This is a genomic window from Micromonospora parathelypteridis, from assembly GCF_014201145.1.
GTDB lineage: Bacteria > Actinomycetota > Actinomycetes > Mycobacteriales > Micromonosporaceae > Micromonospora > Micromonospora parathelypteridis.
In genome coordinates this window covers 3,893,203-3,915,665 of record NZ_JACHDP010000001.1, presented here as the reverse complement: position 1 = coordinate 3,915,665, position 22,463 = coordinate 3,893,203, and the positions used below count along the sequence as shown (strand labels likewise).

22 protein-coding genes, 1 tRNA gene and 1 pseudogene are annotated in these 22,463 nt (G+C 72.1%); 9 read left to right on the top strand and 15 right to left on the bottom strand.

What is annotated here, in order from left to right; all coding sequences use genetic code 11:
* The first annotated feature begins 49 nt into the window (after positions 1 to 49).
* Positions 50 to 706: a 4'-phosphopantetheinyl transferase family protein gene (locus HNR20_RS17720; RefSeq protein ID WP_184181252.1), complete on the top strand. Its 657-nt coding sequence runs from the start codon at positions 50 to 52 to the stop codon at positions 704 to 706.
* A 203-nt stretch (positions 707 to 909) separates the two neighbouring features.
* Positions 910 to 1,278 carry a hypothetical protein gene (locus tag HNR20_RS17715; protein WP_184181250.1) on the top strand — a complete coding sequence of 123 codons (369 nt, stop codon included), beginning with the start codon at positions 910 to 912 and terminating at the stop codon, positions 1,276 to 1,278.
* 92 nt (positions 1,279 to 1,370) lie between these two features.
* On the opposite strand, the gene HNR20_RS17710 is transcribed toward HNR20_RS17715, so the two are convergent.
* Both HNR20_RS17710 and HNR20_RS17705 read right to left on the bottom strand, forming a co-directional pair.
* Positions 1,371 to 2,387, bottom strand: a complete 1,017-nt coding sequence (locus tag HNR20_RS17710) for a hypothetical protein (protein ID WP_184181248.1) — start codon at positions 2,385 to 2,387, stop codon at positions 1,371 to 1,373.
* 118 nt (positions 2,388 to 2,505) lie between these two features.
* Entirely contained in the window at positions 2,506 to 3,591 is a 1,086-nt protein-coding gene (locus tag HNR20_RS17705) for a Gfo/Idh/MocA family protein (RefSeq protein ID WP_184181246.1), read from the bottom strand.
* 59 nt (positions 3,592 to 3,650) lie between these two features.
* Here HNR20_RS17705 and HNR20_RS17700 point away from each other — a divergent pair, with 59 nt between their 5' ends.
* Positions 3,651 to 4,397 (top strand): hypothetical protein, encoded by a 747-nt coding sequence (locus HNR20_RS17700; RefSeq protein WP_184181244.1) that lies wholly within the window; start codon positions 3,651 to 3,653, stop codon positions 4,395 to 4,397.
* Positions 4,398 to 4,692: 295 nt separating this feature from the next.
* Here the strand turns inward: HNR20_RS17700 and HNR20_RS17695 are convergent, their stop codons facing one another.
* The 7 genes from HNR20_RS17695 to HNR20_RS17665 all read right to left on the bottom strand — a co-directional run bounded on the left by HNR20_RS17695 (position 4,693) and on the right by HNR20_RS17665 (position 15,207).
* Complete coding sequence (locus HNR20_RS17695; protein ID WP_184181242.1) at positions 4,693 to 7,998, bottom strand: RHS repeat domain-containing protein; 3,306 nt, start codon at positions 7,996 to 7,998, stop codon at positions 4,693 to 4,695.
* A 398-nt stretch (positions 7,999 to 8,396) separates the two neighbouring features.
* A tRNA-Ala gene (locus tag HNR20_RS17690) sits at positions 8,397 to 8,470 on the bottom strand.
* Positions 8,471 to 8,905: 435 nt separating this feature from the next.
* A complete protein-coding gene (sepX, locus tag HNR20_RS17685; RefSeq protein ID WP_184181240.1) occupies positions 8,906 to 9,688 on the bottom strand; it encodes a divisome protein SepX/GlpR in 783 nt (260 codons plus the stop codon).
* Between the two features lie 177 nt (positions 9,689 to 9,865).
* Entirely contained in the window at positions 9,866 to 10,516 is a 651-nt protein-coding gene (locus tag HNR20_RS17680) for a GNAT family N-acetyltransferase (protein ID WP_184181238.1), read from the bottom strand.
* 102 nt (positions 10,517 to 10,618) lie between these two features.
* Positions 10,619 to 11,932, bottom strand: a complete 1,314-nt coding sequence (locus HNR20_RS17675) for a molybdopterin molybdotransferase MoeA (RefSeq protein ID WP_184181236.1) — start codon at positions 11,930 to 11,932, stop codon at positions 10,619 to 10,621.
* On the bottom strand, positions 11,929 to 12,891 hold the full coding sequence (locus HNR20_RS17670) for a UTP--glucose-1-phosphate uridylyltransferase (RefSeq protein WP_184181234.1): 963 nt from the start codon (positions 12,889 to 12,891) through the stop codon (positions 11,929 to 11,931). The genes HNR20_RS17675 and HNR20_RS17670 overlap by 4 nt, the downstream gene beginning before the upstream one ends.
* Positions 12,892 to 12,900: 9 nt before the next feature.
* Positions 12,901 to 15,207 carry a GGDEF domain-containing protein gene (locus HNR20_RS17665; RefSeq protein WP_184181232.1) on the bottom strand — a complete coding sequence of 769 codons (2,307 nt, stop codon included), beginning with the start codon at positions 15,205 to 15,207 and terminating at the stop codon, positions 12,901 to 12,903.
* Positions 15,208 to 15,319: 112 nt separating this feature from the next.
* Between HNR20_RS17665 and HNR20_RS17660 the strand changes: the two genes are divergently transcribed.
* Together HNR20_RS17660 and HNR20_RS32720 are read left to right on the top strand one after the other, a co-directional pair.
* Positions 15,320 to 15,970: a 5-formyltetrahydrofolate cyclo-ligase gene (locus HNR20_RS17660; RefSeq protein ID WP_373290964.1), complete on the top strand. Its 651-nt coding sequence runs from the start codon at positions 15,320 to 15,322 to the stop codon at positions 15,968 to 15,970.
* A pseudogene (locus HNR20_RS32720) lies at positions 15,967 to 16,125 on the top strand (FmdB family zinc ribbon protein); the annotation flags it as partial. The gene HNR20_RS17660 and the pseudogene HNR20_RS32720, both read left to right, overlap by 4 nt.
* A gap of 62 nt (positions 16,126 to 16,187) precedes the next feature.
* Here HNR20_RS32720 and HNR20_RS32715 read toward each other — a convergent pair.
* The gene (locus HNR20_RS32715; protein WP_229687062.1) at positions 16,188 to 16,469 is read right to left on the bottom strand and encodes a hypothetical protein; all 282 of its coding nucleotides are present in this window, start codon (positions 16,467 to 16,469) and stop codon (positions 16,188 to 16,190) included.
* 179 nt (positions 16,470 to 16,648) lie between these two features.
* On the opposite strand from HNR20_RS32715, the gene HNR20_RS17650 reads away from it, so the two are divergent.
* Positions 16,649 to 17,212, top strand: a complete 564-nt coding sequence (locus HNR20_RS17650) for a flagellar biosynthesis protein FlgA (protein WP_184181226.1) — start codon at positions 16,649 to 16,651, stop codon at positions 17,210 to 17,212.
* Positions 17,213 to 17,270: 58 nt separating this feature from the next.
* On the opposite strand, the gene HNR20_RS17645 is transcribed toward HNR20_RS17650, so the two are convergent.
* Positions 17,271 to 17,453 (bottom strand): hypothetical protein, encoded by a 183-nt coding sequence (locus tag HNR20_RS17645; protein WP_184181224.1) that lies wholly within the window; start codon positions 17,451 to 17,453, stop codon positions 17,271 to 17,273.
* A gap of 104 nt (positions 17,454 to 17,557) precedes the next feature.
* Between HNR20_RS17645 and HNR20_RS17640 the strand changes: the two genes are divergently transcribed.
* Positions 17,558 to 17,890, top strand: a complete 333-nt coding sequence (locus HNR20_RS17640; protein WP_184181222.1) for a hypothetical protein — start codon at positions 17,558 to 17,560, stop codon at positions 17,888 to 17,890.
* A gap of 19 nt (positions 17,891 to 17,909) precedes the next feature.
* Here the strand turns inward: HNR20_RS17640 and HNR20_RS17635 are convergent, their stop codons facing one another.
* Entirely contained in the window at positions 17,910 to 18,392 is a 483-nt protein-coding gene (locus HNR20_RS17635) for a DUF2231 domain-containing protein (protein WP_184188610.1), read from the bottom strand.
* A 202-nt stretch (positions 18,393 to 18,594) separates the two neighbouring features.
* Here HNR20_RS17635 and HNR20_RS17630 point away from each other — a divergent pair, with 202 nt between their 5' ends.
* Both HNR20_RS17630 and HNR20_RS17625 read left to right on the top strand, forming a co-directional pair.
* Complete coding sequence (locus HNR20_RS17630) at positions 18,595 to 19,023, top strand: Fur family transcriptional regulator (RefSeq protein ID WP_184181220.1); 429 nt, start codon at positions 18,595 to 18,597, stop codon at positions 19,021 to 19,023.
* 59 nt (positions 19,024 to 19,082) lie between these two features.
* Complete coding sequence (locus HNR20_RS17625) at positions 19,083 to 19,946, top strand: oxygenase MpaB family protein (protein ID WP_184181219.1); 864 nt, start codon at positions 19,083 to 19,085, stop codon at positions 19,944 to 19,946.
* Positions 19,947 to 19,966: 20 nt separating this feature from the next.
* Here the strand turns inward: HNR20_RS17625 and HNR20_RS17620 are convergent, their stop codons facing one another.
* From HNR20_RS17620 to HNR20_RS17610, 3 genes are read right to left on the bottom strand one after another with little or no spacing between them, the layout of a single operon-like run.
* Positions 19,967 to 20,917, bottom strand: a complete 951-nt coding sequence (locus HNR20_RS17620) for a RecB family exonuclease (RefSeq protein ID WP_221309833.1) — start codon at positions 20,915 to 20,917, stop codon at positions 19,967 to 19,969.
* 14 nt (positions 20,918 to 20,931) lie between these two features.
* Positions 20,932 to 21,546 (bottom strand): MarC family protein, encoded by a 615-nt coding sequence (locus tag HNR20_RS17615; protein WP_184181215.1) that lies wholly within the window; start codon positions 21,544 to 21,546, stop codon positions 20,932 to 20,934.
* Between the two features lie 40 nt (positions 21,547 to 21,586).
* Positions 21,587 to 22,459, bottom strand: coding sequence for a PHP domain-containing protein (locus HNR20_RS17610; RefSeq protein ID WP_184181213.1), 873 nt, complete (start codon positions 22,457 to 22,459; stop codon positions 21,587 to 21,589).
* Positions 22,460 to 22,463: the final 4 nt, after the last annotated feature.

Sequence of the window (22,463 nt, the reverse complement as noted above, 5' to 3'; positions counted from 1 at the left end):
TTGACGGTTGACTCGATGCTCCATTCCTACCCACCGGTAGGCGGCGGCGATGCGTGATCTGCTGCCGTCGACGGTCGCGGTGGCCGTCGCCGGTCCGGCCGACTGGGCCAGCGAGCTGCTCCCCGCCGAGCAGGCGTGCCTCGGCGAGCAGGCCGTGCCGACCCGCCGGCGGGACTTCGCCGCTGGGAGGGCCTGCGCCCGCAGGGCTCTGACCCATCTCGGCCTGCCACCGACCGCCGTACCGGCCGCCGCCGACCGTGCGCCGGTCTGGCCCGCTGGGGTGGTCGGTGCCATCACCCACACCACCGGCTACTGCGCCGCCGCGGCGGCGCACACCACCGACATCCGGTCCGTCGGAATAGACGCCGAGCTGCACCGCGAGGTCAATCCAGGAGTACGCAGACTCGTGCTGCTGCCCGAGGAGGAGGCCAACTGCGCGCGGTTGCCCAGCGGCATCCACTGGCCGATCGTGCTGTTCAGTGCCAAGGAGACCGTCTACAAGGTCTGGTACCCGATCGTCGAGAGTTGGTTGGACTTCCACGACGCTCGGCTCGATCTTGATCCGGACGCGGGCACGTTCACGGCGCGGATCGCGCAGGCTCGGGTGGACGCCGCGACTGCCGACGACGCACCAGCATCGATCAGCGGCCGCTTCGTGGTCGCCGACGGGCTGGTCCGCACCGCCGCCGTGCTATCCCTGCGTTAGCTGGCGTGCTCACCCAGAGCGACGGATGGGCCACCGGGTCCACTGTGGCGGCCGATCCACGGCCGGACGCCGTCCAGGCCGGCCGACCTGCGCATCATCGCCATCGGTGGGACGCGATCCGGCGCGGCGACCGGGCGGTCGGCCACGCACGGTAGCGTCGGCGAAGTTCCCGAACCGCACGTTTTAAGGCGTCAAGGAGTACGGTGACCCACCCCCACCCCCAGCCCCCCGTCGGGCCGCAGTACCGCCAGCAGTCCAACCCGGAGCCGCCGACCCATCCGTTCGTGGCGACACCGCAGCCGCCGTTCTCGGGCGCCGCGTATCCGGTTGCCGGCGGTGGGCACCCGGGCGCTGGCGGCCCGGCGGCTCGCGTGCCGGGCTATCCCCTCATCGCACCGCCACCGGCGCGAACGAACGCCTCCAAGAAGACCGCCGTGGTCGTCGCGGTCACCGCGGCCGTACTCACCCTGCTCTGCTGCGCGGGCGGCATCGTGGCGCTCGTCATCGGTGCCAACCGGGCCGACGGCATCAGTTCCAACGCGATCGGGACCTCCGGCACCGGGAAGCCGTAAGACCGCGAGGTGGGGCCGGCCCCGTCAGTGGGCGTGAGGGCGAGCACCGCACGCGGTGCTCGCCCTCCGTCCTCACCTGCCCGAGCCTGAGGTCAGCAGCCCGTCCAGCGCACCGGGGTGAGACGCTCGGCATTGCGGAAGCCGACAATGGTGCCCGTGTCGGAGATGCTCCGGGCACCGATGCCCACCCCGACGCCGCCGCCCGGCAACTCCCGGGAGTTGGCACCGCGCCCGACCCGGTCGCCGCCCACGACGACACCCTTGGCGTTGACATCGTCCATCGTGCTCAACTGCTCGTCGAGCGGCGTGTACGAGCCGTCCCGGAGATCCCACCGCACCCCGAGCCGGCTGCTACCGCCCAGGTCGACGTGGCCGACCGCCCAGTGCCCCGCCGCCGCGCTGACGACGGTCGACTGACTGCCCGGGACCGTGAGTGCCTTGATCCGGCCATTCGGCCGACGGACCCAGCCGGTCCAGTATCCGAAGTCCCCGGCCATGCCGACGATGGTTCCGTTCGGCGTGATCCCGGACGGCGTGGCGTTGGCCGGGACGTCGAGCACCTCGACCGTGCCGGGCCGGGCGGCCGGCCAGCGCAGCACGAAGAACTCGTTGGTGTCCACGTCCGTGCCGTGGCCGACGATGTCGCCGGCCTTGTTGATGGCGGTGACGTCGATGCCAGTGGAGGACGGCACCACCGGCAGTTGCTCGACCTGGCCGTCGCGGTACCGCCACGGCTGGCCGTCGCCGCTCTCGGACCAGCCGTTGCCGATCACGACGCCGTCTTCGTTGATGTCGGCGGGGGTCGCCATGCTCGGTGCCTCGACCTCGGTGAGCCGATCCCCGTCCCAGAACAGCAGCAGGTACTGGTTGCCGGTCTCCTCGATCCGCAGGGCGGTGCCGGCGACGAAGCGGCCCGTCGGGTCGATCGCGTTCGCGTCGGCACGGTAGGTGTCGGTCGGGTACGGCAGCGTGCTGATCTTGCAATTGCCGAGGACCGGCCTGCCGGTCGCGGCGGTCGCCGGTGCGGCGACGGCGACGCCGAGGGAGGTGGCCAGCAGCCCGGCGGCGGCGGTGCCCGCAAGCATCCTGCGTCGAACGGTGTACGTCATCCTTGCTCCCCGTGTGGGCCCGGGTGCTCCCGGGCATCGACTGATACCCGTTCCCACTCGTGGGGAGGCTCCACGGTTGCGGCGTGTCAGGGAATAGACAGCGCAGGATCCCGCGGGGTCACCGTGCCCACGCCTGCGTGGCGGCGACGACCGGCCGTCCGGTGCGGACCGACTCTTCGATGGCGAGGCTGATCAGATGGTCCTGGCAGGCCTCGGCGAGGGGATACGGCGCCGGGCCCTCCTCTCGTGCCCACGCACCGGTGCGCGCGAGGATGTCCGCCACCGCGATGTCGTCGTCCGACATTCCACTGCCGACGAACGGATTGCGATAGACGACGTCGCCGTCGAAGCTGATGTGCTTCAGGTCGAGCCCCTCCAGGTTCAGGTCGAGACCGGTCTGCCGTCGCACCAGGGTCGACTCCACCGGTGTGGTCGGGTCGACCAGGCGCACGACCCGGTCGTCGACCAGCTCACCGAGCGAACCCCGCACCACCAGCCGACGGGCACGCAGCGGATTCCACCACTGGTTGTCGGTGAAGTCGTACAACCCCATCCGCCCGTCGAAATCGATTGTCGCGAGGGTGGTGGTGAGCTGCTGCGGGGTGCCGTCACCACTCCAGCCAGCCGGTGACAGCGGGTTGGCGAGCGGCGCGACGAAGGTCCGCGCGCTGACCTCTGCGGCGTCGAACCCGACGCCGAGCAGGCCACGGATCAGCGAGACCGCGTGGTAGAGGTGCGTCGAGGAGATCTGGACCGAGGTCGGCTCGCCGAGCACCCCGGCGCGGACCAGCTCCAGGCGGGCCGCATGCCCCGGCATCAACAGATACTGCTCGGCGACCTGCACCAGACCGCTGCCCCCGACGTCGGCCCAGAGCGAGCCCAGCCCCGCCAGGTCGGGGGCGGGTGGCGTTTCGGCGAGCACCGGTACGCCGGCCGCGACCAGCTCGCGGGTCACGTCCGGGGTCACGGGCCAGGGCACCGACACGATGACGAAGTCCGGTCGCTCGTGAGCGAGCAGTTCGGCGGTCGTGCGGAAGGTCTCCACGCCCCATTCGGCCGCCACCACGGAACCTCGTGATTCGGTACGCGTCACCACCCCGGTCACCCGGAACTGCTCCGGCAGAAGCCGAGCCAGGCGTAGGAAGAACTCCCCCCGCCAGCCGCTGCCGACGATGCCGAACCGGGTCTGGGCCGTCGTTGTCATCTGGGCTCCTCACGTAGAGGTCCGGATGCTAGCCGTTCTCCTTCGCTACGGTTGTGGTGATGACCACCGACCCGTTGCGCGCGACACCCGTGTCGGCGACCGTTGAGGTGGTCGAGCCGCGACCATCCCTGGACTACTACCTGGTCCTCGCTCCGCACGGTGACCATGAGCCAGCCGCCGATCCGGAAGGGATCGTCGTCGAGGAGTTCACCCACCACCACGATCACTCGACGACCGGTCTGGACAGCGCGGGCTGGACGCCGGCTTCCGGCTGGTGGAGTTCCGCGTCGGTGAGCCTCAGCATGCGCACCGACCCCGACGTGCTCGCTCGGGTGGTGCCCACCCGGCGTCGCGAGGCCGAGAGCGTCTACCGCGCGCTCGGCGGCGGGCACCTGCCCGACGAGACGACGCTTCGAACGTACTTCCGTGACCACCAACCGATCGCGACTGCCCCGCCGCTGCGGCTCGGCCCCGCGCAGCCACCAGCCGGCTTTCACGAGCGGCGTGTGTACCGCGTCCTGTTCGCCAAGGATCTGCTGGCCGAGCAGGTGGCGGGCCTCCGGGCGGCCTGGCAGACGCCCAAGGACGGAGCCGGCGCATCGGTCGCGAGCGGTCGTCTCGACCGGGATGGCGACCGGTTCACCTGGGACCTGCGACGGGTCGGTCACACCCTCGCCTGGTGTCTCGACGTGACCGTCCTGCTGAGGACCGCCGCCACCGGGGCGGTGGGTCCGACGCTGTCCGACCTGACGGACGTCCTGCGGGAGCACGGCCTGATACCGGTGACGACCGAACGCTTCTCCTAGGGCATGTCCTACCGCACGAAGAACAGTGTCTGGTGCTCCACGTCGAGGAACGCGATCCTCATGTGACCAGGCGTGACCCGCCCACCCCGTCGATCATGGAGTTGTGGTGCCGGCTTGATGCCATGGCGGCCGCTTTGTCACCCACCACAACTCCTTGATCGACAGACCAGTGCCGGTGGTAGCCCCGGTGAGCGCATCCTTCACGAGATCGCGTCGTGTGAGGCGGTGGGCGCGCCGCGCATCGGCCCGCCCACCGCCTACCATCAGACGGGGTAGCCCCAGTCCGGTGAGGTGCTCATGCTTTGCAGGCGACGATCGCACCCGCACTGGCGGTGAGCGCACCTACGCCCGCTGCGGCGACGCCCAGGGAGGCCCCGAGCGTCAGCGGTGCGGCGGCGGCTGCTGTGGCAACTGCTGCGGCCGTGCCCAGCGCTCCAGCCACAGACGCCCCCAGGGCTAGCAAGCAGGCGGCGCTGGGTGCGAGGCCGGTCGGGTCGACATAGTTCACCGGGTTGCTGGCGGCGTACGCGTACCGGTTACCGATGGCCGGGTTCGCCAGGAAGCTCAGGCTGTCCTGTTGGGTGAAGCGCCCGGTGTTCGGGTCGTACCAGCGCCGACCGAACTTGGTCAGGTCGTCGTGACGGGTGCCGCTGGCGAAACCGATCGCGTTGTCGATGATCTCGTTGCTGCTGCCAACCGTCTTGACCACCTTGCCGTACGGGTCGTAGGTGTAGGAGCCGGACAGTGAGCCGTCGTACTTGATCAGGGCGACCACCGAGCCCAGCCCGTCGAACACGTAGAAGTAGTGGTGGAAGGTACTACCGGTCTTGCCCCGGAAACCGACCGGCGTGCCGAGCTGGTCACGCTCGACGAAGTGCCGGCCGTAGGTGCCCGGCACGGTGTAGCTCTGCACCACGCTCTGGCCGTTCTGGTCGTTGCGGCCGAAGGAGTACTCGTACTCGAACCGGGGCGTGCCCTTCCAGCCCAGCTCGATCTGGTCGGCCCCGTTGTACGCCCAACCGAGCTCGGCGCCCCCGGCCGTGAAGCCGCGCATCAGCTGCCCGGCGGAGTTGTACTCGAAGTCGCGCAGCGCCGAACCGCCGAGCTGGTTGCCGGCCCCGTCGTGGGAGTAACCGGAGCTGGTGATCTGGTTGCCGGCGTTGTACGTCAGCGTCTGCCTGGTGACCCCGTTCACCTTCTCCGAGGTGCGGTTGCCGTTGCTGTCGTACGCGTAGTCGTAGGTCTTGCCGTCGATGTCGGTGGCCTTGGTGAGCCGGTTGCCCTTGTCGTAGGTGTAGAGGCTCACCGCACCGGCGCGGTGGTGGTCGGTCTGCCACTGCCGCAGGCCGGTGTCGTCGGCCTTGACGGTCGAGCAGGCCGAGGTGCCGACCCGCTTGGCGTAGCAGTAGGAGACGTCGAAGACGGTGCTGGCCGTGCCGCCCTGCCAGCGCTTGCTGGTGGTCCGGCTGATCCGGCCGGACTGGTCGAGGGTGTTGACGGTCTCGGCCACGGTCACCGAGGAGACCGCCAACCTGGTGGAGGTGCGCTGCCCCTCGTCGTCGTACCCGAAGGTGTAGGTGCCGTTGGCGGCCACCAGCTTGGTGAGCAGGTTGCGGGCGTTGTAGGTGTAGTACGAGCTGCCGCGCTCGTCCTGCTGCTCGATGAGGTTGCCGACCGGGTCGTAGACGTACCACAACCCGCCGACGCTGCCGGTCCGTCGGCCGGTGAGCCGGTTCAGCCGGTCGTAGAAGAAGTTCTGGTACGCGTTGCCGTCGATGCGGGCGTAGACGTTGCCGCCGCCGTCGTACTCGTAGGCGACGTCGGGGATGTCCGAGTACTTGATCCGGGTGACCCGGTCGTCCAGGTCGTACTCGTACTCCTGGGTCCGTCCGGTGCCGTCGGTCGCCGTGCGTACCCGGCCGAACTCGTCGTAGCTGAACTGACGAGCGCCGAGCGTCGTCCCCGTCGGTGGGGTGATCGAGGTCAGCTGCTTGTTGGCGTCGTACTGGTAGGTGGTCCTGTTCGTGCCGTTGCCGGGGTCGGTTGACGAGGCGATCGTGCCGTCGGTGTTGTACTCGACCATGGCCACGGCCGCCAGGGCGTCCGTCGTGGACAGCTGGTTGCCCGCCCCGTTGTACGTGTACGAGGTGCTGTTGCCCTGGCTGTCCGAGCCGGACGACGGCTGGAAGTTCGCCGTCGGGTTGGTGGGTGTCGCCACGTTCACGTAGGCGAGGGAGGCTTTCGCCCCGGTCGGCGTGACGACCTGGGTCGGCGACTGCCCACCGTTCGCCCCGTACGAGATCGTGGTGGTTGCGCCGGTGCCGCTCTGCGTCGACGCCAGGTCCAGGTTCGGGGTGTAGGAGAAGTTGCGGACCTTGCCATCGGGGTCGACCAGGCTCGTCACCCGCTTGTCGGCGTTGACCGTGTACGTGCTGCGCGGCACCGAGGTGACCGGCTGCGACTGGTTGGTGTTGGCGTCGGCGACGAGCGTCTGGGTGGCCGACGGGTACGCCCACCGGGTGGTGGCGCCCGCCGTCGGGTTCTCCGGCTGGAAGGCCCTGGTCAACGAGGTGACCCGGTGCGCCGCGTCATAGGTGATCGTGGTGGCGTTCCCGAGCGCGGAGCCCTGGATACCGCCCGAGATCATGGTGACCCGCCGCGACGAGTCGTACTCGAAACGGGTGTCCGTCCCGGTGGCGGAACGGATCTGGGTCAGGTTGCCGTTGCTGGCGTAGCTGTACTTCACGCTGCGGTACTGCCCACCGGCGACGGTCTGCTCGATCGCCGAAAGGTAGCCGTTCGAGCCGTAGAGCACCTTCGCGGTGCGGACGCCCGTGGCGCCCCGGTTGGAGGTCAACGTGGTCAACCGGCCGCTGGAGTCGTAGCTGTAGTCGGTGACGCCGTCGTTGCGGTCCTGGCTGCGGTCCAGTTGCCCGGCTGAGGTGAAGAAGAGTTTCCGGCCGCTGTCGTGCTCGACCACCTTCCACCCGGTGCCGTCGGTGGTGAGCGTCGCCTTGAACTCCTTGGCGGCGGTGTAGCCGGACCCGCTCGGGGTGAACCGCCCGATGACGCCGTCGGCCGCGACGTACGTGACGGAGTTGTCGTCCGCCTTGATCAGCCTGACGTCCACACCGGCCCGCGTACGCCAGCTGTAGCCGAGCGAGCCGGTCGGCACCTCGCTGCCGGTGAGAAGACTGTTGTAGGCCGCGCCCAGCACGAGGCTGTCCGCGATGCCCGGCAGGACCAGGTCGGTGCTACGGATGAGCAGGTTTCCCGAGCCGGTGTTGACCTGGGCGGTCAACCGGTCGGTCAGTTGGAACGTGCTGAACGTTCCGTTGCGGACCGGCCCGGTGCCGAGCGGCACGGAGATCGGTCCGGCGAGCTGGCTGACCGGAGCGTTCGACGGCCCCAGCACACGCTTGTCCGGCGAGCCGGGTGACGCGGGCTGGGCCGGTGGTGCCTGGGTGGGCTGCGCAGCCTTCTGCGGCGGCGCGGCGTGCGCCGGTGCGACCACCACACCGGATGTCGACGCCAGCAGGACGCCCAGCGCGACTCCGGTGGCCCGTCGTCGGCCACCCACCTTCGGTAGGAACTTGAGCATTCATCTCCCCCTTGACGATCCTCGAGACATGGGAAGCTCCGCGGACGCGTTGGGACGCAGCGTGTCCGCGTCAGCTGCGGCGGTCGCTCTTGGCCAGGGACGTGTGAGGGTGTCCCGTCCGTCCTGTCGGGACAGTGCGGCCTGCCGCGAGACCGAGTAGAGCATCGATGATCGTCGCCGCGGACCGAATGGCTGTTCGGGCCCGTTCGGACCTGATCGGCACAGACCGCCGGCCGGTCCGGCACCCCCCGTTGTCACCGAAATCGGCAGGTGGCGGGGAGCGGCGAGGAACGGGAGAGACGGTTGGGGTTCTTTGCCGGCCTCGAAGCCGGATCCCTTGCCGCGCAAGATCGAAAAAGGCCGTCTCCGACTAGCGGAGACGGCCTTTGTTCCTGGGGTGGAGCTGAGGGGATTTGAACCCCTGACCCCCTCGATGCGAACGAGGTGCGCTACCAGTCTGCGCCACAGCCCCCCGCCGGCGAACCGGCTTCGGTCCCACCCGGCTTACACCGGGCGGGCCGGCAGCAAGGCTAACAGGTCGCTGGCCCCCACCGCGAATCCGCCCCCGGCGCGCCACTAGAGCCCACCCAAAGATCCACTCGGCATCCCAAAATTCGGGGCATCCCGGACACCCCGACCGTCGCCCTCCCACCAGCCCGAGCTGATCAACCCGCCCATCGCCGCGCCTGGCGTTGATCGACTCCACTTCGCCGAAGTGGCGGCATCCAACGCCCGGGATACCGCCATGTCGGCGACCTGGAGTGGATCAACCCGCGTGCACGAGAGCAGGCCGGCCGCGCACGACAAGCCGCCGTGCACCAGCGCACGCCGCCCGCGAGAGCACGCCGACCCCGCGGCCGGCCCGCGCACGGCAGCACGCCGGTCGGCGTGCTGCCGCCTCATCGGGTCAGGCGCCTCGGCCGGCCTCGTAGGGGCGCCCGCGCAGCCCGCCCGACCGTCGGTACGACACCGACCCGCCGTTTACCGCCGCCGGCAGGTCGCCAGGTCGGTCCAGGCCCATCGCGGCTCGGCGTACCCCTTCACGTTGGGCGGCCAGGCGGCGTTGCGCTTCTCGGCGGGCCGCGGCACGGCGGGCCTGCTCCCGGCGCACCTCGGCCTGCCGCGCTGCCAGCCAGGCCGCCTCCCGGGCCCGCGCGAGGCGGCGTCGACGCCCAGCGAGCGCCCGACCGCGTAGGTGGACGACGTACACGGCCAGGAGCAGGAAGGTGACCGAGAAGCCGATCCAGAAGCCGGGGCTGACGAACAGCACGCCGATCAGCTCGACGACGTTGAGCAGCAGCAGAGCGGCGAGCACCCGGCGACGCCGGTACACGGCGGGGGTGTGCTGTCGGTGGGGCGGCGGGCGGCGGCGGGACCGCTTGGGTGCGGGCGGCACGGCGCGTAGCCGACCGGAGCGGCGGCCGGCCGGGGGCGCGGAGACCGGAGCGGTCAACGTTCCAGTAGTCGCGTCCTCACTGAGGGTGACGATCAGTGCGCGCGGAGGGTGGACGGGTCGCCGTCCCGGCACAGTGCGGAGCCGCCGGCGGCGCTGGAGCACCCGCGCCGTCGACTGCGCCCGCTCCGCCACCAGCCGCTCGGTGGCGTCGTACCGGCGAACCAGCGCCGGGGCCAGGGCGAGCAGGCCGGCGGCGGCGAGGACGGCGAGGAGCACCGAGGTCGGCACCCTCACCCCTCCCGTCACCGAATTCGAAGCAACCGCCACCCGACCGCAGGATCTTCCACCGATCGTGCCTGGGCGCGTGGATCGTCCGGCCGGCGAGCGCTTGCCGTAGCTTGCAGTTACTTGAGGTTACGGCGCGCCGACCGGGATACCACCGCGCCGCGCCGATCCCGTCCGTGGGACGGCTCACCGGGCGGTGGCGCGTACCCGATGCCAGCGGGCCAGCAGGCCACCCTCGGCAGCGATCTCCTCGCTCGTCATCGCGTATCCGATGTGGTCCCGCCACGCACCGTCGATGTGCATGTAGCGCACGTGGTACGACTCCTCGCGGAAGCCCAACTTCTCCACCACCCGCCGCGACGGCCGGTTCTCCGGACGGATGTTGACCTCCACCCGGTGCAGCCCGGCGGGGCCGAACGCGTGGTCCACGGCGAGGGCGAGCGCCGTCGGGATCACACCCTGGCCGGCGACCCGGGCGTCCACCCAGTAGCCGACGTAGCCGGAGCAGAGCGCCCGCCGCACGATGCTGCCCACATTGATGTGCCCGACCAGCCGATCCCGGTTGGCCTCGCGCAGGCAGACCGCGAACGGCATGCCCTCACCCTCACGGGCCGAGCGGCGCTGGTCACGATGCACCCAGCGGAACGCGGCCGGCGAGTTCAGCTCGTCCCAACCGCCGGGCAGCGACGACTCCCAGGGTGCCAGCCACGCCCGGTTGGCCCGCCGCACCTCCGACCACGCCGTGGCGTCGGAGCGCCGGTAGGGCCGCAGCAGCACCGGGCCGTCCGACAGCTCCACCGGCCAGCCCGGTGCCCGCGGGGGTCCGAAGAGGCTCACCCGCACAGTCTCCCGCGCGGGACCGTGTGGCGCGCAAGTGGACCCACCGCGTTCACCGACGACCACCTGCCGCAGACCGCGAGCGGGCCGCCCGGATCACCGTCACCGACGGCGGTCCATCAGCAGGACGTCCACGGTGGAGCCGGCGGCGGCGGTGGTGACCCGCTCGCCGAGCACCAGCAGCCCATTGGCCTCGGCCAGCCCGGAGAGGGTGAACGGCCCACCGCTGAGTGGCTGCACCGTGTACCCACCGCCGCGCCGCTCGGCGACGTGCGCGGGTCGAAACTCGCGCAGCCCCGCCGGGGACGACACGGTCTCCAGCAGGTGCGCCCGCACACTGGGTCGGAACACCGGCTCGGCGCCGGCGAGCAGTTGGATGGCGGGGCGGGCCAGCACCTCGAAGCCGATCAACGCCGCGCCCGGGTCACCGGGCAGGCAGACCACCGGCACCTCCTCGGCGCCGACCGTGCCGAACCCGAGCGCGGTGCCGGGATAGAGCGCCACGTCGGTGAACGTGACCGGCCCGGCGCGGCCACCCTCGCGGCGGGACAGGATCCGGCGCACCATGTCTCCGGGGCCGGTGCCGGTGCCCCCGGTGGTGATGATCAGATCGGCGCGCAGGGTCTGGTCCTCCAACAACCCGCGCAGCCCCTCCGGGTCGTCGTCGCAGATCCCCACCCGGTACGCCAGTGCGCCCACCTCGGCGGCGGCGGCGGTCAGCGCGTGCGAGTTCGCGTCCACCACCTGCCCCGGCTGGCTGCCCCGACCCACGTCGACCAGCTCGTCGCCGGTGGCCACGATGACCACCCGTGGACTGGGCCGGACCACCACGTGCCCGATCCCGGTGGCGGCGAAGACCGCGACCAGGGCCGGGGAGACGTACGTGCCGGCCCGGGCGAGCAGAGTGCCGGCGGGCAGTTCCTCACCGGCGCGGCGTACCCCGTACCCCCGTTTCGGGGTGCGGAAGATCTCCACCGCGGCCATGCCCTGGTCGGTCCACTCCACCGGGACCACCACGTCCGCGGCGACCGGCAGCGGCGCCCCGGCGGCCACCGAGAAGCACGAACCGGGGGTGAGCCGGACCGGCCGCCAGCTCGCGGCGCCCAGATCGCCGACCACGTTGAGCCGGATGGTCCGGCCGCCGGGCGTGCCAGAGGGGGCCGGGATGTAGCTCGGGCCCCGGCCCCCTCCCGAAATGTCCTCCCAGCGGGCGGCGTAGCCGTCTACGGCCGCCTGGTCGAAGGCCGGGAAGGCGTGCGGCGCGACGACGTCCTCGGCGAGGACGTTGCCGTGCGCCTGGGTGAGATCGAGGTCGAGTGGCGGCAGCGCGCGCAACCTGCGCAGCACGCTGCCCAGGTAGTCGGCGAGCGGCGTCAACTCGTTCGCGGCCGCCTCGGCGTCGGCCGTCGCGGTCATGTACCAGATCCGCCTGCCGCGTCGGCCTTGACGAAGTCGGCCAGCCAGGACCGGAACTCGGTGCCCAGGTCCTCGCGCTCGGCGGCGATCTGCACCACCGTCTGCAGGTAGCCCAGCGGCATGCCGGTGTCGTAACGGGTGCCGCGGTAGACGATCGCGTGCACCGGAGTGCCCTCGGTGCGCAGCAACTCCATCGCGTCGGTCAGCTGGATCTCGCCGCCGCTGCCCGGCTTGGTCCGCCGGATCGCGTCGAAGATCTTGCCCGGCAGCACGTAGCGGCCGAGCACCGCGAGGTTGCTCGGAGCGTCCTCCGGCTGCGGCTTCTCCACCATCCCGGTCACCCTGACGACCTCACCGATGTCGGTCAGCTCCGACTCGGCCGGCTCGACCGAGGCGATGCCGTACCGCTTGGTCTCGGCCGGGTCGACCTCGAAGAAGGCGAGCACCACACCGCCGGTGCGGGCCTGCAGCTCCAGCATCGCCGGCAGCAGCGGCTCCGATGGCTTGACGAACTCGTCGCCGAGCAGCACCGCGAAGGGCTGGTCGCCGACGTGTGACTCGGCGTACCCGACCGCGTGGCCGAGCCCGAGCTGCTCGGGCTGCCGCACGGTGTAGATCTCGGCAAGCTCGCTGGGCCGACGCACCGCGGCCAGCCGCTCGGTGTCGCCCTTCTCCTCCAGCCTGGTCTCCAGGTCGGGGCGGCGGTCGAAGTGGTCCACCATCGAGGTCTTACCCCGACCGGTGATCAGCAACACGTCGCCGATGCCGGCCTGGGTGGCCTCCTCGACGATGTACTGCAGCACCGGCCGGTCCACCACCGGCAGCAACTCCTTGGGCACCGCCTTGGTGGCCGGCAGGAACCGGGTGGCTAGTCCGGCGGCCGGGATGACGGCCTTGACCGCCAGGGGACGGCCAGTTGCGGCGACCGTCGATGAGGGGTTCGCTGAGTGCTCCGACATGCCGCGAGACTATCGGCCACGGCTCTGCCGCGGCGGGTGTGGCCCAGAAGACGCGCCGCCACCCGACCCCGGCCGCGCGGCGTCTGGGCCGGCTCGGGCCGCCTCCACGTCGATGTCCGCCGGTTCGTCGGCCGGGTCGGGCCGTGCGTGCGCAGGCGACCCTTCCGGTACGCCGACAGCCGGCTCCGACCGGGCGGGCCCGCCCGGCTCCCGGATGGCCTGCACGGGCTGGCCGGCGCGCGGCAGCCCGTCGGGTGGGCTCACGGCGCCCGCGAGCACCGGTATCTCCCGGGTCACCACGTCCGGGCGTGCCTCGGCGACCCGGTACGTGTCGCGGCCGGCCGCCTTGGCCGCGTAGAGCGCGTCGTCGGCGGCTTCCAGCACCTCCCGTCCGGTGCTGCCGTGGTACGGGTAGACGGCGATGCCCACCGACACGGTCACCACGACCGGCCCGGCGTACGCCTCGACGGCGATAGGTGTGTCGCGGACCGCCGCGCCCAGTCGCTCGGCCACGATCGCCGCTCCCCGCGCGTCGGTCTCCGGCAGCAACAGCACGAACTCCTCCCCGCCCTGCCGGAAGGCCAGGTCGACCTCACGGATCTCCCCCCGCACCCGCCGGGCGAACTCGGCCAGCACGGTGTCCCCCGCAGCGTGCCCGTACGTGTCGTTGACGTCCTTGAACCGGTCGAGGTCCAGGGCGAGGACGCTGAGCATCCGCCCGAAGCGGCTGGCCCGTTCCACCTCCCGCCGGATCGACTCGCGCAGGTAGCGGTAGTTCCACAGCCCGGTGAGCGGGTCGGTGAGGGAGAGCCGTTGCGCCTCCTCGTGCACCCGGACGTTGTCGACCGCCACCGCCGCATGGCCGGCGAAGGTGCGCAGGGTGACCAGGTCGTCGTCGTCGAACTCGTCGGCGCCCAACCGGTCGTAGAGGGCCAGCACGCCGAGCGCCGCCGCCGCGCCGGCCTCGTCGGGCAGCCCGGAGGATCCGGCGAGGGCGGCCGGGGCGGCGAACGGGACCGCCACGTACGTGCTGCAGCGCGGCTCAACCGACGGGGCCACGGTCGGCTCCGCCCTCCCCCGCTGCGGTTCCCCGGTGGCGGCGACGGCGCCGACCACGCCGACGCCCACCGGCACCCGAAGCGTCTGCGACCCGTCCGCGTCCCCGTCCGGCCAGCGCCCGTCCAACCCCTCGGTGCACTGTGCGACGAGCACCCCGCCGGTCTCGACCAGCAGCACGGCGCCGGCCCGCGCGCCGGTGGCTCCGATGGCGCTGTGCAGGATCACCCGCAGGATGCGTTGCAGGTCGTGCGTGCTGGCCAGGGTGTCGCCGAGCACCGCGAGGTGGCCGCGGAGCTGGTCCCGGTTGCTGGTGAGCGCCGCGACGTAGGACCCGGTCTCCCGGGTCATCCGGTTGAACGCGGCGGCCAACCGGCCCAGCTCGTCACGGCTGCGCACCGGCACACGGGCGGTCAGGTCGCCGTGGGCCACCCGGTCGACCGCGCCGGCCAACTCCGCCAGCGGTCGGGTGGTCACCCGGGCCAGCCGCCAGGCGGTCAGCACGGCGAGCAACCCGGCCACCACGACCACCCCGACCAGCGTGGCGTGCAGCCCCGGTGGCCGCTCGCTGGGTACGGAGAGCACCAGTGGCAGCGGCTGCGCGTCGGACGGCCCGATCCTCCGCACGTACCGGCCCTCGTTCGTCTCGGTGACCCGCTCGCCATCCACGGTGCTGGCGGCGGCCAGCACCGCGTCGCGTACCTCTCGGGACTCGGTCGTGTGGGTGACCCGCGCGGGGGTGTCTCCGTTGTCGAGCAGGGTGACCGCCACCCCGGTCACCGCCGCCAGCCGGGCCACGAAGGCCGGGTCGACCAGCTGCGCGGCGGTCACCGTGCCCCGCAGGGTGCCAGCGCGGTCGCGCAGGTCGACCTGGGCGGCCAGCGCGCGGATCGGGCTGGCCGAATCGGTGGTCGAGCCCGAGCAGGCCCGCCAGGGCGTCGACGGCGCGGCGGGCGAGACGTAGGTGACCTGGCCGCTCACGTCGGTGATCAGCACTGCGGCGGCCAGGCCTCGGCCGACCAGTTGAGCGGCGGCGACGGCCGGATCGGTGGTGAGAGCCACCGCGTCGGCGGTGGCGCGCAGCTGCTGGCAGAGCGCGTCGACCGAGGTACGCACGGTGGACGCCGCCACCGACAGGCGCTCGGTGGAGCGGCTGCGGTCGACGGCGGCGACGGTTGAGGCGACGAACAGCGCGCCGAGCAGGACCGGCCCGAGCACCACTACGAGGAAGGCTGCCGTCAACCGCCCGCGTAGCGTCACTCGGTCCCCCCGGAAGTTCCGCCTCCGTTGCTTGCGATGCTGACACAGTGCAACCGTGGGAGAGGCGTTGCGTCAGGAGTGTTGCGTGGCGGAATTTTCTGATGAAGCGGAAGTGACCCGTGCGGCGAAGCGGAATGCCCGCGCCGAGCTGCTCGCCCGCCGTCGGTCGCTGAGCGGCCCCGCCCGGGCCGAAGCCGCCGGGCGCGTGCAGGCCGAGCTGGTCGCGCTGGTACGCCGGCTGCGCCCGCGCCGGATGACGGCGTACGTGCCGGTCGGCTCCGAACCGGGCGGTGCTGACCTGCCGGAGGTGCTGCGGGCGGCATTACCGGCCGACGCCGAGTTGCTGCTGCCGGTGCTCCTCGCCGACCTGGATCTGGACTGGGCGGCGTATACCGGGCCGGGGGCCTTGATCGCCGCGGGTCGGGGTATCCGAGAGCCGGCCGGTGCCCGTCTCGGGGTGGCCGCCGTGGCGGACGCGGAGCTGGTGGTCGTACCGGCTGTCGCGGTCGACCGCCTCGGTCGACGGCTCGGGCGCGGCGGCGGCTCGTACGACCGGGCACTCGCCCGGGTGCCCGAGGCGACACTGACGGTGGTGCCGCTGCACGACGGCGAGCTGGTCGAGGCGCTGCCGGCGGAGCCGCACGACCGTCTTGTCCGCGCGGTCGTCACCCCCGCCGACGGGGTGCGTACGCTTGACGCCGGCCCGGGTGCGGCGCACGGTGTCGCGCCCCACACGTCCGCTGGACGAACCCGGGGCGAATGACGCACCATTGGCACTCGAATACGTCGAGTGCCAACTGGCTGAGCCCAGATCCGGAGGAGAACGTGCCCACGTACCAGTACGCCTGCACCACGTGCGGTCACCAGCTCGAGGCGGTGCAGTCCTTCTCTGACGAGCCGCTGACCGAGTGCCCGGCGTGTCAGGGGCGGCTGCGCAAGGTCTTCAACTCGGTCGGCATCGTCTTCAAGGGCTCGGGCTTCTACCGCACCGACTCGCGGGCGTCCGGCTCGGAGGCGACGGCTGGCGGCACGACCAGCAAGCCGGCGAAGTCCGAGTCGTCCTCTGGTGAGGGCTCGGGGTCATCGTCGTCCGGTTCGTCCTCGTCGTCCTCATCCTCGTCGTCGTCGGGGTCGTCGTCCTCAGGCTCGTCGTCCTCGTCGGGCTCCTCCTCGTCGGGTGGGTCGAGCGGCGGCAAGGCTCCGGCAGCCAGCTCCGCGTCCTGACCCGCCGCCCGACCCCCTCGGGTCGGGCCTCGATCCACCCGGGTTCACGGATGTCACCGACGTGCCGTAGCAGGTTGAGCCGACCGGCGGGCGTTATCCACAGGCCAGTCGGTTGTCCACAGGCACCGTCCGAGGGCCGCCTGCCTCCGGCGAAAACGGCCTAACCTGCCGCCACGGGTGTCGCTGCGACACCCGTGGACGGGAGGCGGCGGAGACGATGGGCGATCCAGACTCGGCGCGGGCGTTGCGTCCGTTGCGCCGACTCACCCTGCCCGGCGGGCGCACCCTGCTCCGGGCCGGCTTGGTCGCCACGCTGCTCGGCCTGGCCGCTGCCGTTCTGCACACTCCGACCGCCTGCCCGCCGAGCACCGCTCCCTCCGACGCGCCGGCCGGAGCGGGCGGCACGACCAGGCGGGTCGACGGAGCCGGGCCCTCGCCAACCGGCGACACGACCGCCGGAACTGGCACGACCGCCGACAGCGGCGCGAGGGATCCGCTGCCGTTGCCGAGCGGCGCTGTCGGGTTGCCGGTCCGGCTCGCCGAGCCGGCCACGCTGGCGGTGGTCCGCCCCGGCGCCCGGGTCGACCTGCTCTCGGCCGCGCCGGACGGGGCGGGCACCGAGGCGACGTTGCTCGCTCCCGCGGCGCTGGTGTTGGACGTGCTGGGCGCCGGCGCGACCGACGGGTCCTCGGCGCTCTATCTGGCGCTCCGCCCCGACCAGGCGCAACGCGCCGTCGGGCTTCCGGAAGGCACCCGGTTCGCCATCGTCGTCCGAGGCTGAACGCGAGCCCTCAGCATCGGGTGCACCACCCGGCGGCGAACTGGCCGGAGCGTCGGCGTCAGTCCCAGTGCGGGGGGCGTTCGGCGAGCAGCCAGTCGTCGTTGCCACCCGTCCGCTCGCCCCAGCCACGGTCGGTGTCGTCGGAGGTCTGCTCGGGCAGCACCACGAAATCTTCGCTCAGGTCGACGGAGCGGTCGTCGTCGCCGCGCGCGCCCTGCGTACCGGGGTCCATGGTGCTCACGAGCGGCAAGACTAGCGCAGCCGACGGCAGCAGACCGGTCGCCGACGGTGGCACGCCGGCCAGAAACGAACGGGCCGCCCACCGCGTTGGTAGCGTCGGACGGCGTGACGACCCCCAGCGGTGGCAGCACCCCGGACGACTACTGGCGACGGCCCGGCACCGGTGACGACACGGGGGCAGACCTTCCCCCCGCCGCGCCCACGAACACCCCCACGAGCGGGTACGCCGGTCCGCCGCCGAGCGTGCCGCCGCCGACCGGTTGGCGTCCACCCGTACACCTGCAGCCGGCACCGCCGCGACGGCTGCCGCCGCAGGACATGGCCGACCTGGACGTGGCTGAGCAGCGCTCGCAGCGTGTCACCTACGGCTTCGGCGCGGCGGCCGGCGTGGTGCTGGTGGTCGTGGTCTGCCTGCTCTGCTCGCGGATCATCTTCTGACCCTCGACGGGCCCGCAGGTCAGAGCGTGGTGCCCCAGACGGCCTCGGCGCCGGTGTGGCCGGTCAAGTAGACGTAGACCAGGGCGGCGATGGACAGCGCCACGGCCGCCACCGCCAGCACGGGAGTGACCAGCGCCGGCAGCCGCGGCACCCGGGGGTGACCACTGGTGATCACCAACAGCAGGATGGCCACGATCCCGAGCGGCACCACGATGCGGAACAGGATGTCGCCGTAGCGGGAGTGCTCGAAGATCTGGTCGAGGATCTGCCCCTGGAAGCCCCGGGCGACCAGCGCGTCGGTGAACGCCTCACCCGACTTGACGGCCACGAAGGCGGTCACCGGCGCGGCCACGGCGAGGAGGCCCAGGGCCCAGTCCAGCCGGTGCCGCCACCGCGGCAGCCCCACGTACGCGATGGCCAGCACCGCCAACAGCGGCACGAACACGACAACCGCGTGGACCACCAGGACGTGTACCGGTAGACCCAGGATCTCCTCGAACATCGAACCCTCCAGGTCGATCATGGTCAGGGGATGGTCAGCGTACGGTCCTCCGACCGTCCCCAGGCTCTCGACCGGAGACACGCGCGCCGCCTCGATCAGGTTCACCATCGCGGGCCGCGCCTCGGATCCTTCCGGCTGTGTCGGTGGCCACCCGGACCGGGCGACGGTTGTCGATGCTGGTCGCGCGTGCTGTCATTGGCGAATGTCCGCTGCCGAGGAGCTGCTGCGATCGAAGGGCCTGCGTGTCACGCGGCCACGCCTCGCGGTGCTCGACGTGCTGGCCGGCGGCGGCCACCTGGAGGTCGACGAGATCACCCGGCGGGTCCGCGAACGCCTCGACTCGGTCTCCACCCAGGCGGTCTACGACGTGCTCGGTGCGCTGTCCCGGGCCGGGCTGTCCCGCCGGATCGAGCCGGCCGGCGGTCCCGCCCGCTACGAGGCGCGCGTGGGCGACAACCACCACCACGTGGTCTGCCGGGGCTGCGGCGAGATCGCCGACATCGACTGCGCGGTGGGCAACGCGCCGTGCCTTGAGCCGAACGTCGCGCACGGGTTCGAGGTGGACGAGGCGGAAGTGACCTTCTGGGGCCTCTGCCCAGGCTGCCGGGCCCGCCGCCTCGCCGACGTCTGACCGGCGGCACAGGCGGCACGTGTCCGACGAGGCCGGCCCCCGCGTGGCACTCTTGGGCAGTGGACTCCGATGACCTCGGCCTCTTCGGTCCGGGTTCGGTCACGTGGAAGGTGCACGAGGAGCCGATCCTGATCGTCGCGGGCCTGCGCTCGCTCTACCTCCAGGCGTTGCACCCCCTGGCGATGGCCGGGGTCGCGCAGAACAGCAACTACCGCACCGACGCCTGGGGTCGCCTGGTCCGCACCGCCACCTACGTCGCGACCACCGTCTACGGGACCACCGCCGAGGCGGAGGCCGCCGGGTCCCGGCTGCGCCGGTTGCACGCCCGACTGCGGGCCACCGATCCCGCGACCGGCGTCGAGTTCCGGATCGACGATCCGGACCTGCTGCGGTGGGTGCACGTCACCGAGGTCGAGTCGTTCCTCAGCACGGCTCGCCGTGCTGGGCTGCCGCTCACCGACGACGAGGTGGACGGCTACTACACCGAGCAGCGGCGTTCCGCCGCTCTGGTCGGCCTGGACCCGTCCACCGTCCCGGGCAGCGCGGCCGAGGTCGCGGAGTACTACCGCGACGTACGACCACAGTTGCGGATGACCCGGGAGGCCGCCGAGACGGCGTTCTTCCTCACTGCCCCGCCGCTGCCGTGGAAGCTCAGCCTGCCGGTCCGGTTGGGGCTCACGCTCGGCCCGCCGCGCTGGGCTTACCTGGGGATCGCCGGCACCGCGCTCGCACTGCTGCCGGCCTGGGCGCGCCGCATGTACGGCGGGCTCGGCCTACCCAGCACCGCCCTGTCGGCGGATCTGACCGTGCGCGCACTGCGGCTCGCGTTCGCTGCCGTCCCCCGTCGCTACCTGGAGGGGCCGCTGATGCAGGCTGCCAAGGAACGGGCCGCCCGCCGCACCGCTGCCCCGCTGGCCGGCTGACCTGCCCCATCCGCCCAGTGTCAACCGTCGGCTGGCCGGTCCATGGCCGCCCACGGCTCCTTGCCCGGCACCTGCGCGCCGGTCGGGCAGTGCCGCCGGAAGTCGCACCAGCCGCAGCGCGGGCCGGGTGTCACCGGAAACGCCTCGTCCGCGTCGGCGCCGTCCGCGACCGCCCGTTCGGCGGCCATGATGTCGCGGGCCGTCTCCTCCGCGCGGGTCAACTGCCGGGCCAGCGACTCGACGGTGTGGTCGTGACCGGCGACCGTGCCGGTCGGCAGGTGGTGCAGCTCCACCCGACGGCACGGTCGGCGGAACACCCGCTCGGCCGCATACGCGTAGAGCGCCAACGCCTGCGAACCTCGGGCGTCGTCCGTGTCCAGCCCGGTGCGGCCGGTCTTGTAGTCGACGATGACCAGCTCCGGCCCTTCCGGCCCGGGCCGGGAATCGATCCGGTCGGCTCGGCCGTTGAACGCCAGCACGGCGGTCTTGACCGCCACCACCCGCTCCACTCCGAGCGGGTCGGCGTCCGGCTCCAGCGTCTCGACGTACGCCTCCAGCCAGCCCAACGCTCTCCGGTAGGCGGCCCGCTCCTGCTCGCCGTCGCGGTAACCCTCGCGGACCCAGGTGGCCTTGAGCAAGGTGGCCAACGCCTCGGGGCGGCGCCGGTCGGCGGGCAACGCGTACCAGTTTTTCAGGGCGGTGTGCACGCTGGCACCGAGCGAGTTGTGCGCCCACGGCGGGCCCTTTGGCGGGGTGGGCCGGTCGACGTAGGAGTAGCGGTAGCGGCGTGGGCAGTCCGCAAACGCGCCGAGCTTGCTCGGTGTGCAAACGAACAGGCGCTCCGGCATGCCCTCGAAGCCGAGCTGCTCGGCGTCGCCGGCGCGCTGTTGGGGGGCCCGGCCACCGGCCGCCGGCCGTCCCGCTGAGGAGGATCGTCGCACGCCTGCGATCCTGCCATCCGCCCCCGACATCGTCGGTGCGCCGGTCAGGTCATGTTCACGTACTGCGTGACGAAGGCGAACACCGCGTCGGCGATGAGCTGCACGGCGATCGCGGCCAGCAGCAGGCCGGCGATCCGGGTGAGCACCTCGATCCCGCCGGGGCGCAGGATCTTCACGATGCCGCCGGAGAAGCGGAGGACGATCCAGACCGCGAGCATCACGGCGAGGATCGCCACGGCGATGGCGGTGTAGTCGCCCAACCCGTCGGCCTGCTGAACGAAGAGCATGGTCGCCACGATGGCGCCCGGTCCGGCCAGCAGCGGCGTGCCCAGCGGCACCAGCGCGATGTTCGAGGTGGCGTCCGGGCTCGGGCCGTCGGTCTTGCCGGTGAGCAGCTCCAGGGCGACGAGGACGAGCAGCAGCCCACCGGCCGCCTGCAACGCCGGCAGGTCCACGTGCAGGTAGTCCAGCAGGGTCTGCCCCGCCACCGCGAAGACCACGATCACGCCCAACGCCAGCGCGACGGCCTGCCAGGCCGCGCGATTGCGGTCGCGGGCGGGCAGCGGGCCGGTCAACGCCAGGAAGATCGGCACCATGCCCGGCGGGTCAGTGATCACCAGCAGGGTCACGAAAACCTCGCCGAACAGCTTCAGATCCACGTGATCAACCTATCCGCGCCGCCATCAGGCGAAACTGAGATCAGCCGGAAGCGACCTCGGTCACCCCTTCGGCGACGATCCGCTCGTACGCCTCGACGCTGGTGCTGAAATCTCCGAGCTGGACGGTCTTGTGGGTGCCGTGGAAGTCCGAGGAGCCGGTGACGAACAGGCCCCACTCGGCGGCGAGCCCCCGTACGTGCTCCCGCTCAGCCGGGCTGTGGTCCTCGTGGTCGGCCTCCAGCCCGGCCAGTCCGGCGGCGGCAAGCTCGGCGATCAGCTCGTCGGGCACCACCCGGCCGCGCCGGGTGGCCCGGGGATGGGCGAAGACCGGCACGCCGCCGGCCGCCCGGACCAGTCGGATCGCCCGGAACACGTCGATGTCGTCCTTGGGCAGCCGGTACCGCTCGCCCAGCCAGTCCGGGCCGAACGCCTCCCGGGTGCTGCCGACCAGGCCGACCCGGATCAGCGCCTGCGCGATGTGCGGGCGGCCCACGGTGCCGCCGCCGGCACCAGCCAGGATGTCCGGCCAGCTCACGTCGATGCCGTCGGCGCGCAGCAACGCGACGATCCGTTCGCCGCGTTCTTCGCGGGCGGCCCGCACCCGTGCCAGCTCGGCAACCAGGTCCGGGTGGTCCGGGTCGAACAGGTACGCCAGCAGGTGCAGCGGCACCGCCGGCTGCGTTCCGGACCAGCGACAGGACAATTCGGCGCCCCGGATCAGGCGTAGCCCCGGCGGCAGCGCGTCCACGGCCGGCCCCCAGCCGGCGGTGGTGTCGTGGTCGGTGATCGCGAGCACGTCCAACCCAGCCTTGGAGGCAGCGCGAACCAACTCGGTGGGGCTCAGCGTGCCGTCGCTGGCCGTCGAGTGGGTGTGCAGGTCGATCCGCGGGGCGGAGCCGGTACGCGAGGTCACCGCC

Excerpts from the sequence above, each read along its gene's own strand:
- HNR20_RS17705 (WP_184181246.1), bottom strand. The coding sequence starts at position 3,591 with ATGACAACGACGGCCCAGACCCGGTTCGGCATCGTCGGCAGCGGCTGG.
- HNR20_RS17650 (WP_184181226.1), top strand. The coding sequence starts at position 16,649 with ATGGGCGATCCAGACTCGGCGCGGGCGTTGCGTCCGTTGCGCCGACTC.
- HNR20_RS17710 (WP_184181248.1), bottom strand. The coding sequence starts at position 2,387 with ATGACGTACACCGTTCGACGCAGGATGCTTGCGGGCACCGCCGCCGCC.
- HNR20_RS17630 (WP_184181220.1), top strand. The coding sequence starts at position 18,595 with ATGTCCGCTGCCGAGGAGCTGCTGCGATCGAAGGGCCTGCGTGTCACG.
- HNR20_RS17635 (WP_184188610.1), bottom strand. The coding sequence starts at position 18,392 with ATGTTCGAGGAGATCCTGGGTCTACCGGTACACGTCCTGGTGGTCCAC.
- HNR20_RS17700 (WP_184181244.1), top strand. The coding sequence starts at position 3,651 with ATGACCACCGACCCGTTGCGCGCGACACCCGTGTCGGCGACCGTTGAG.
- HNR20_RS17670 (WP_184181234.1), bottom strand. The coding sequence starts at position 12,891 with ATGTCGGAGCACTCAGCGAACCCCTCATCGACGGTCGCCGCAACTGGC.
- HNR20_RS17620 (WP_221309833.1), bottom strand. The coding sequence starts at position 20,917 with ATGTCGGGGGCGGATGGCAGGATCGCAGGCGTGCGACGATCCTCCTCA.
- HNR20_RS17720 (WP_184181252.1), top strand. The coding sequence starts at position 50 with ATGCGTGATCTGCTGCCGTCGACGGTCGCGGTGGCCGTCGCCGGTCCG.
- HNR20_RS17675 (WP_184181236.1), bottom strand. The coding sequence starts at position 11,932 with ATGACCGCGACGGCCGACGCCGAGGCGGCCGCGAACGAGTTGACGCCG.
- HNR20_RS17695 (WP_184181242.1), bottom strand. The coding sequence starts at position 7,998 with ATGCTCAAGTTCCTACCGAAGGTGGGTGGCCGACGACGGGCCACCGGA.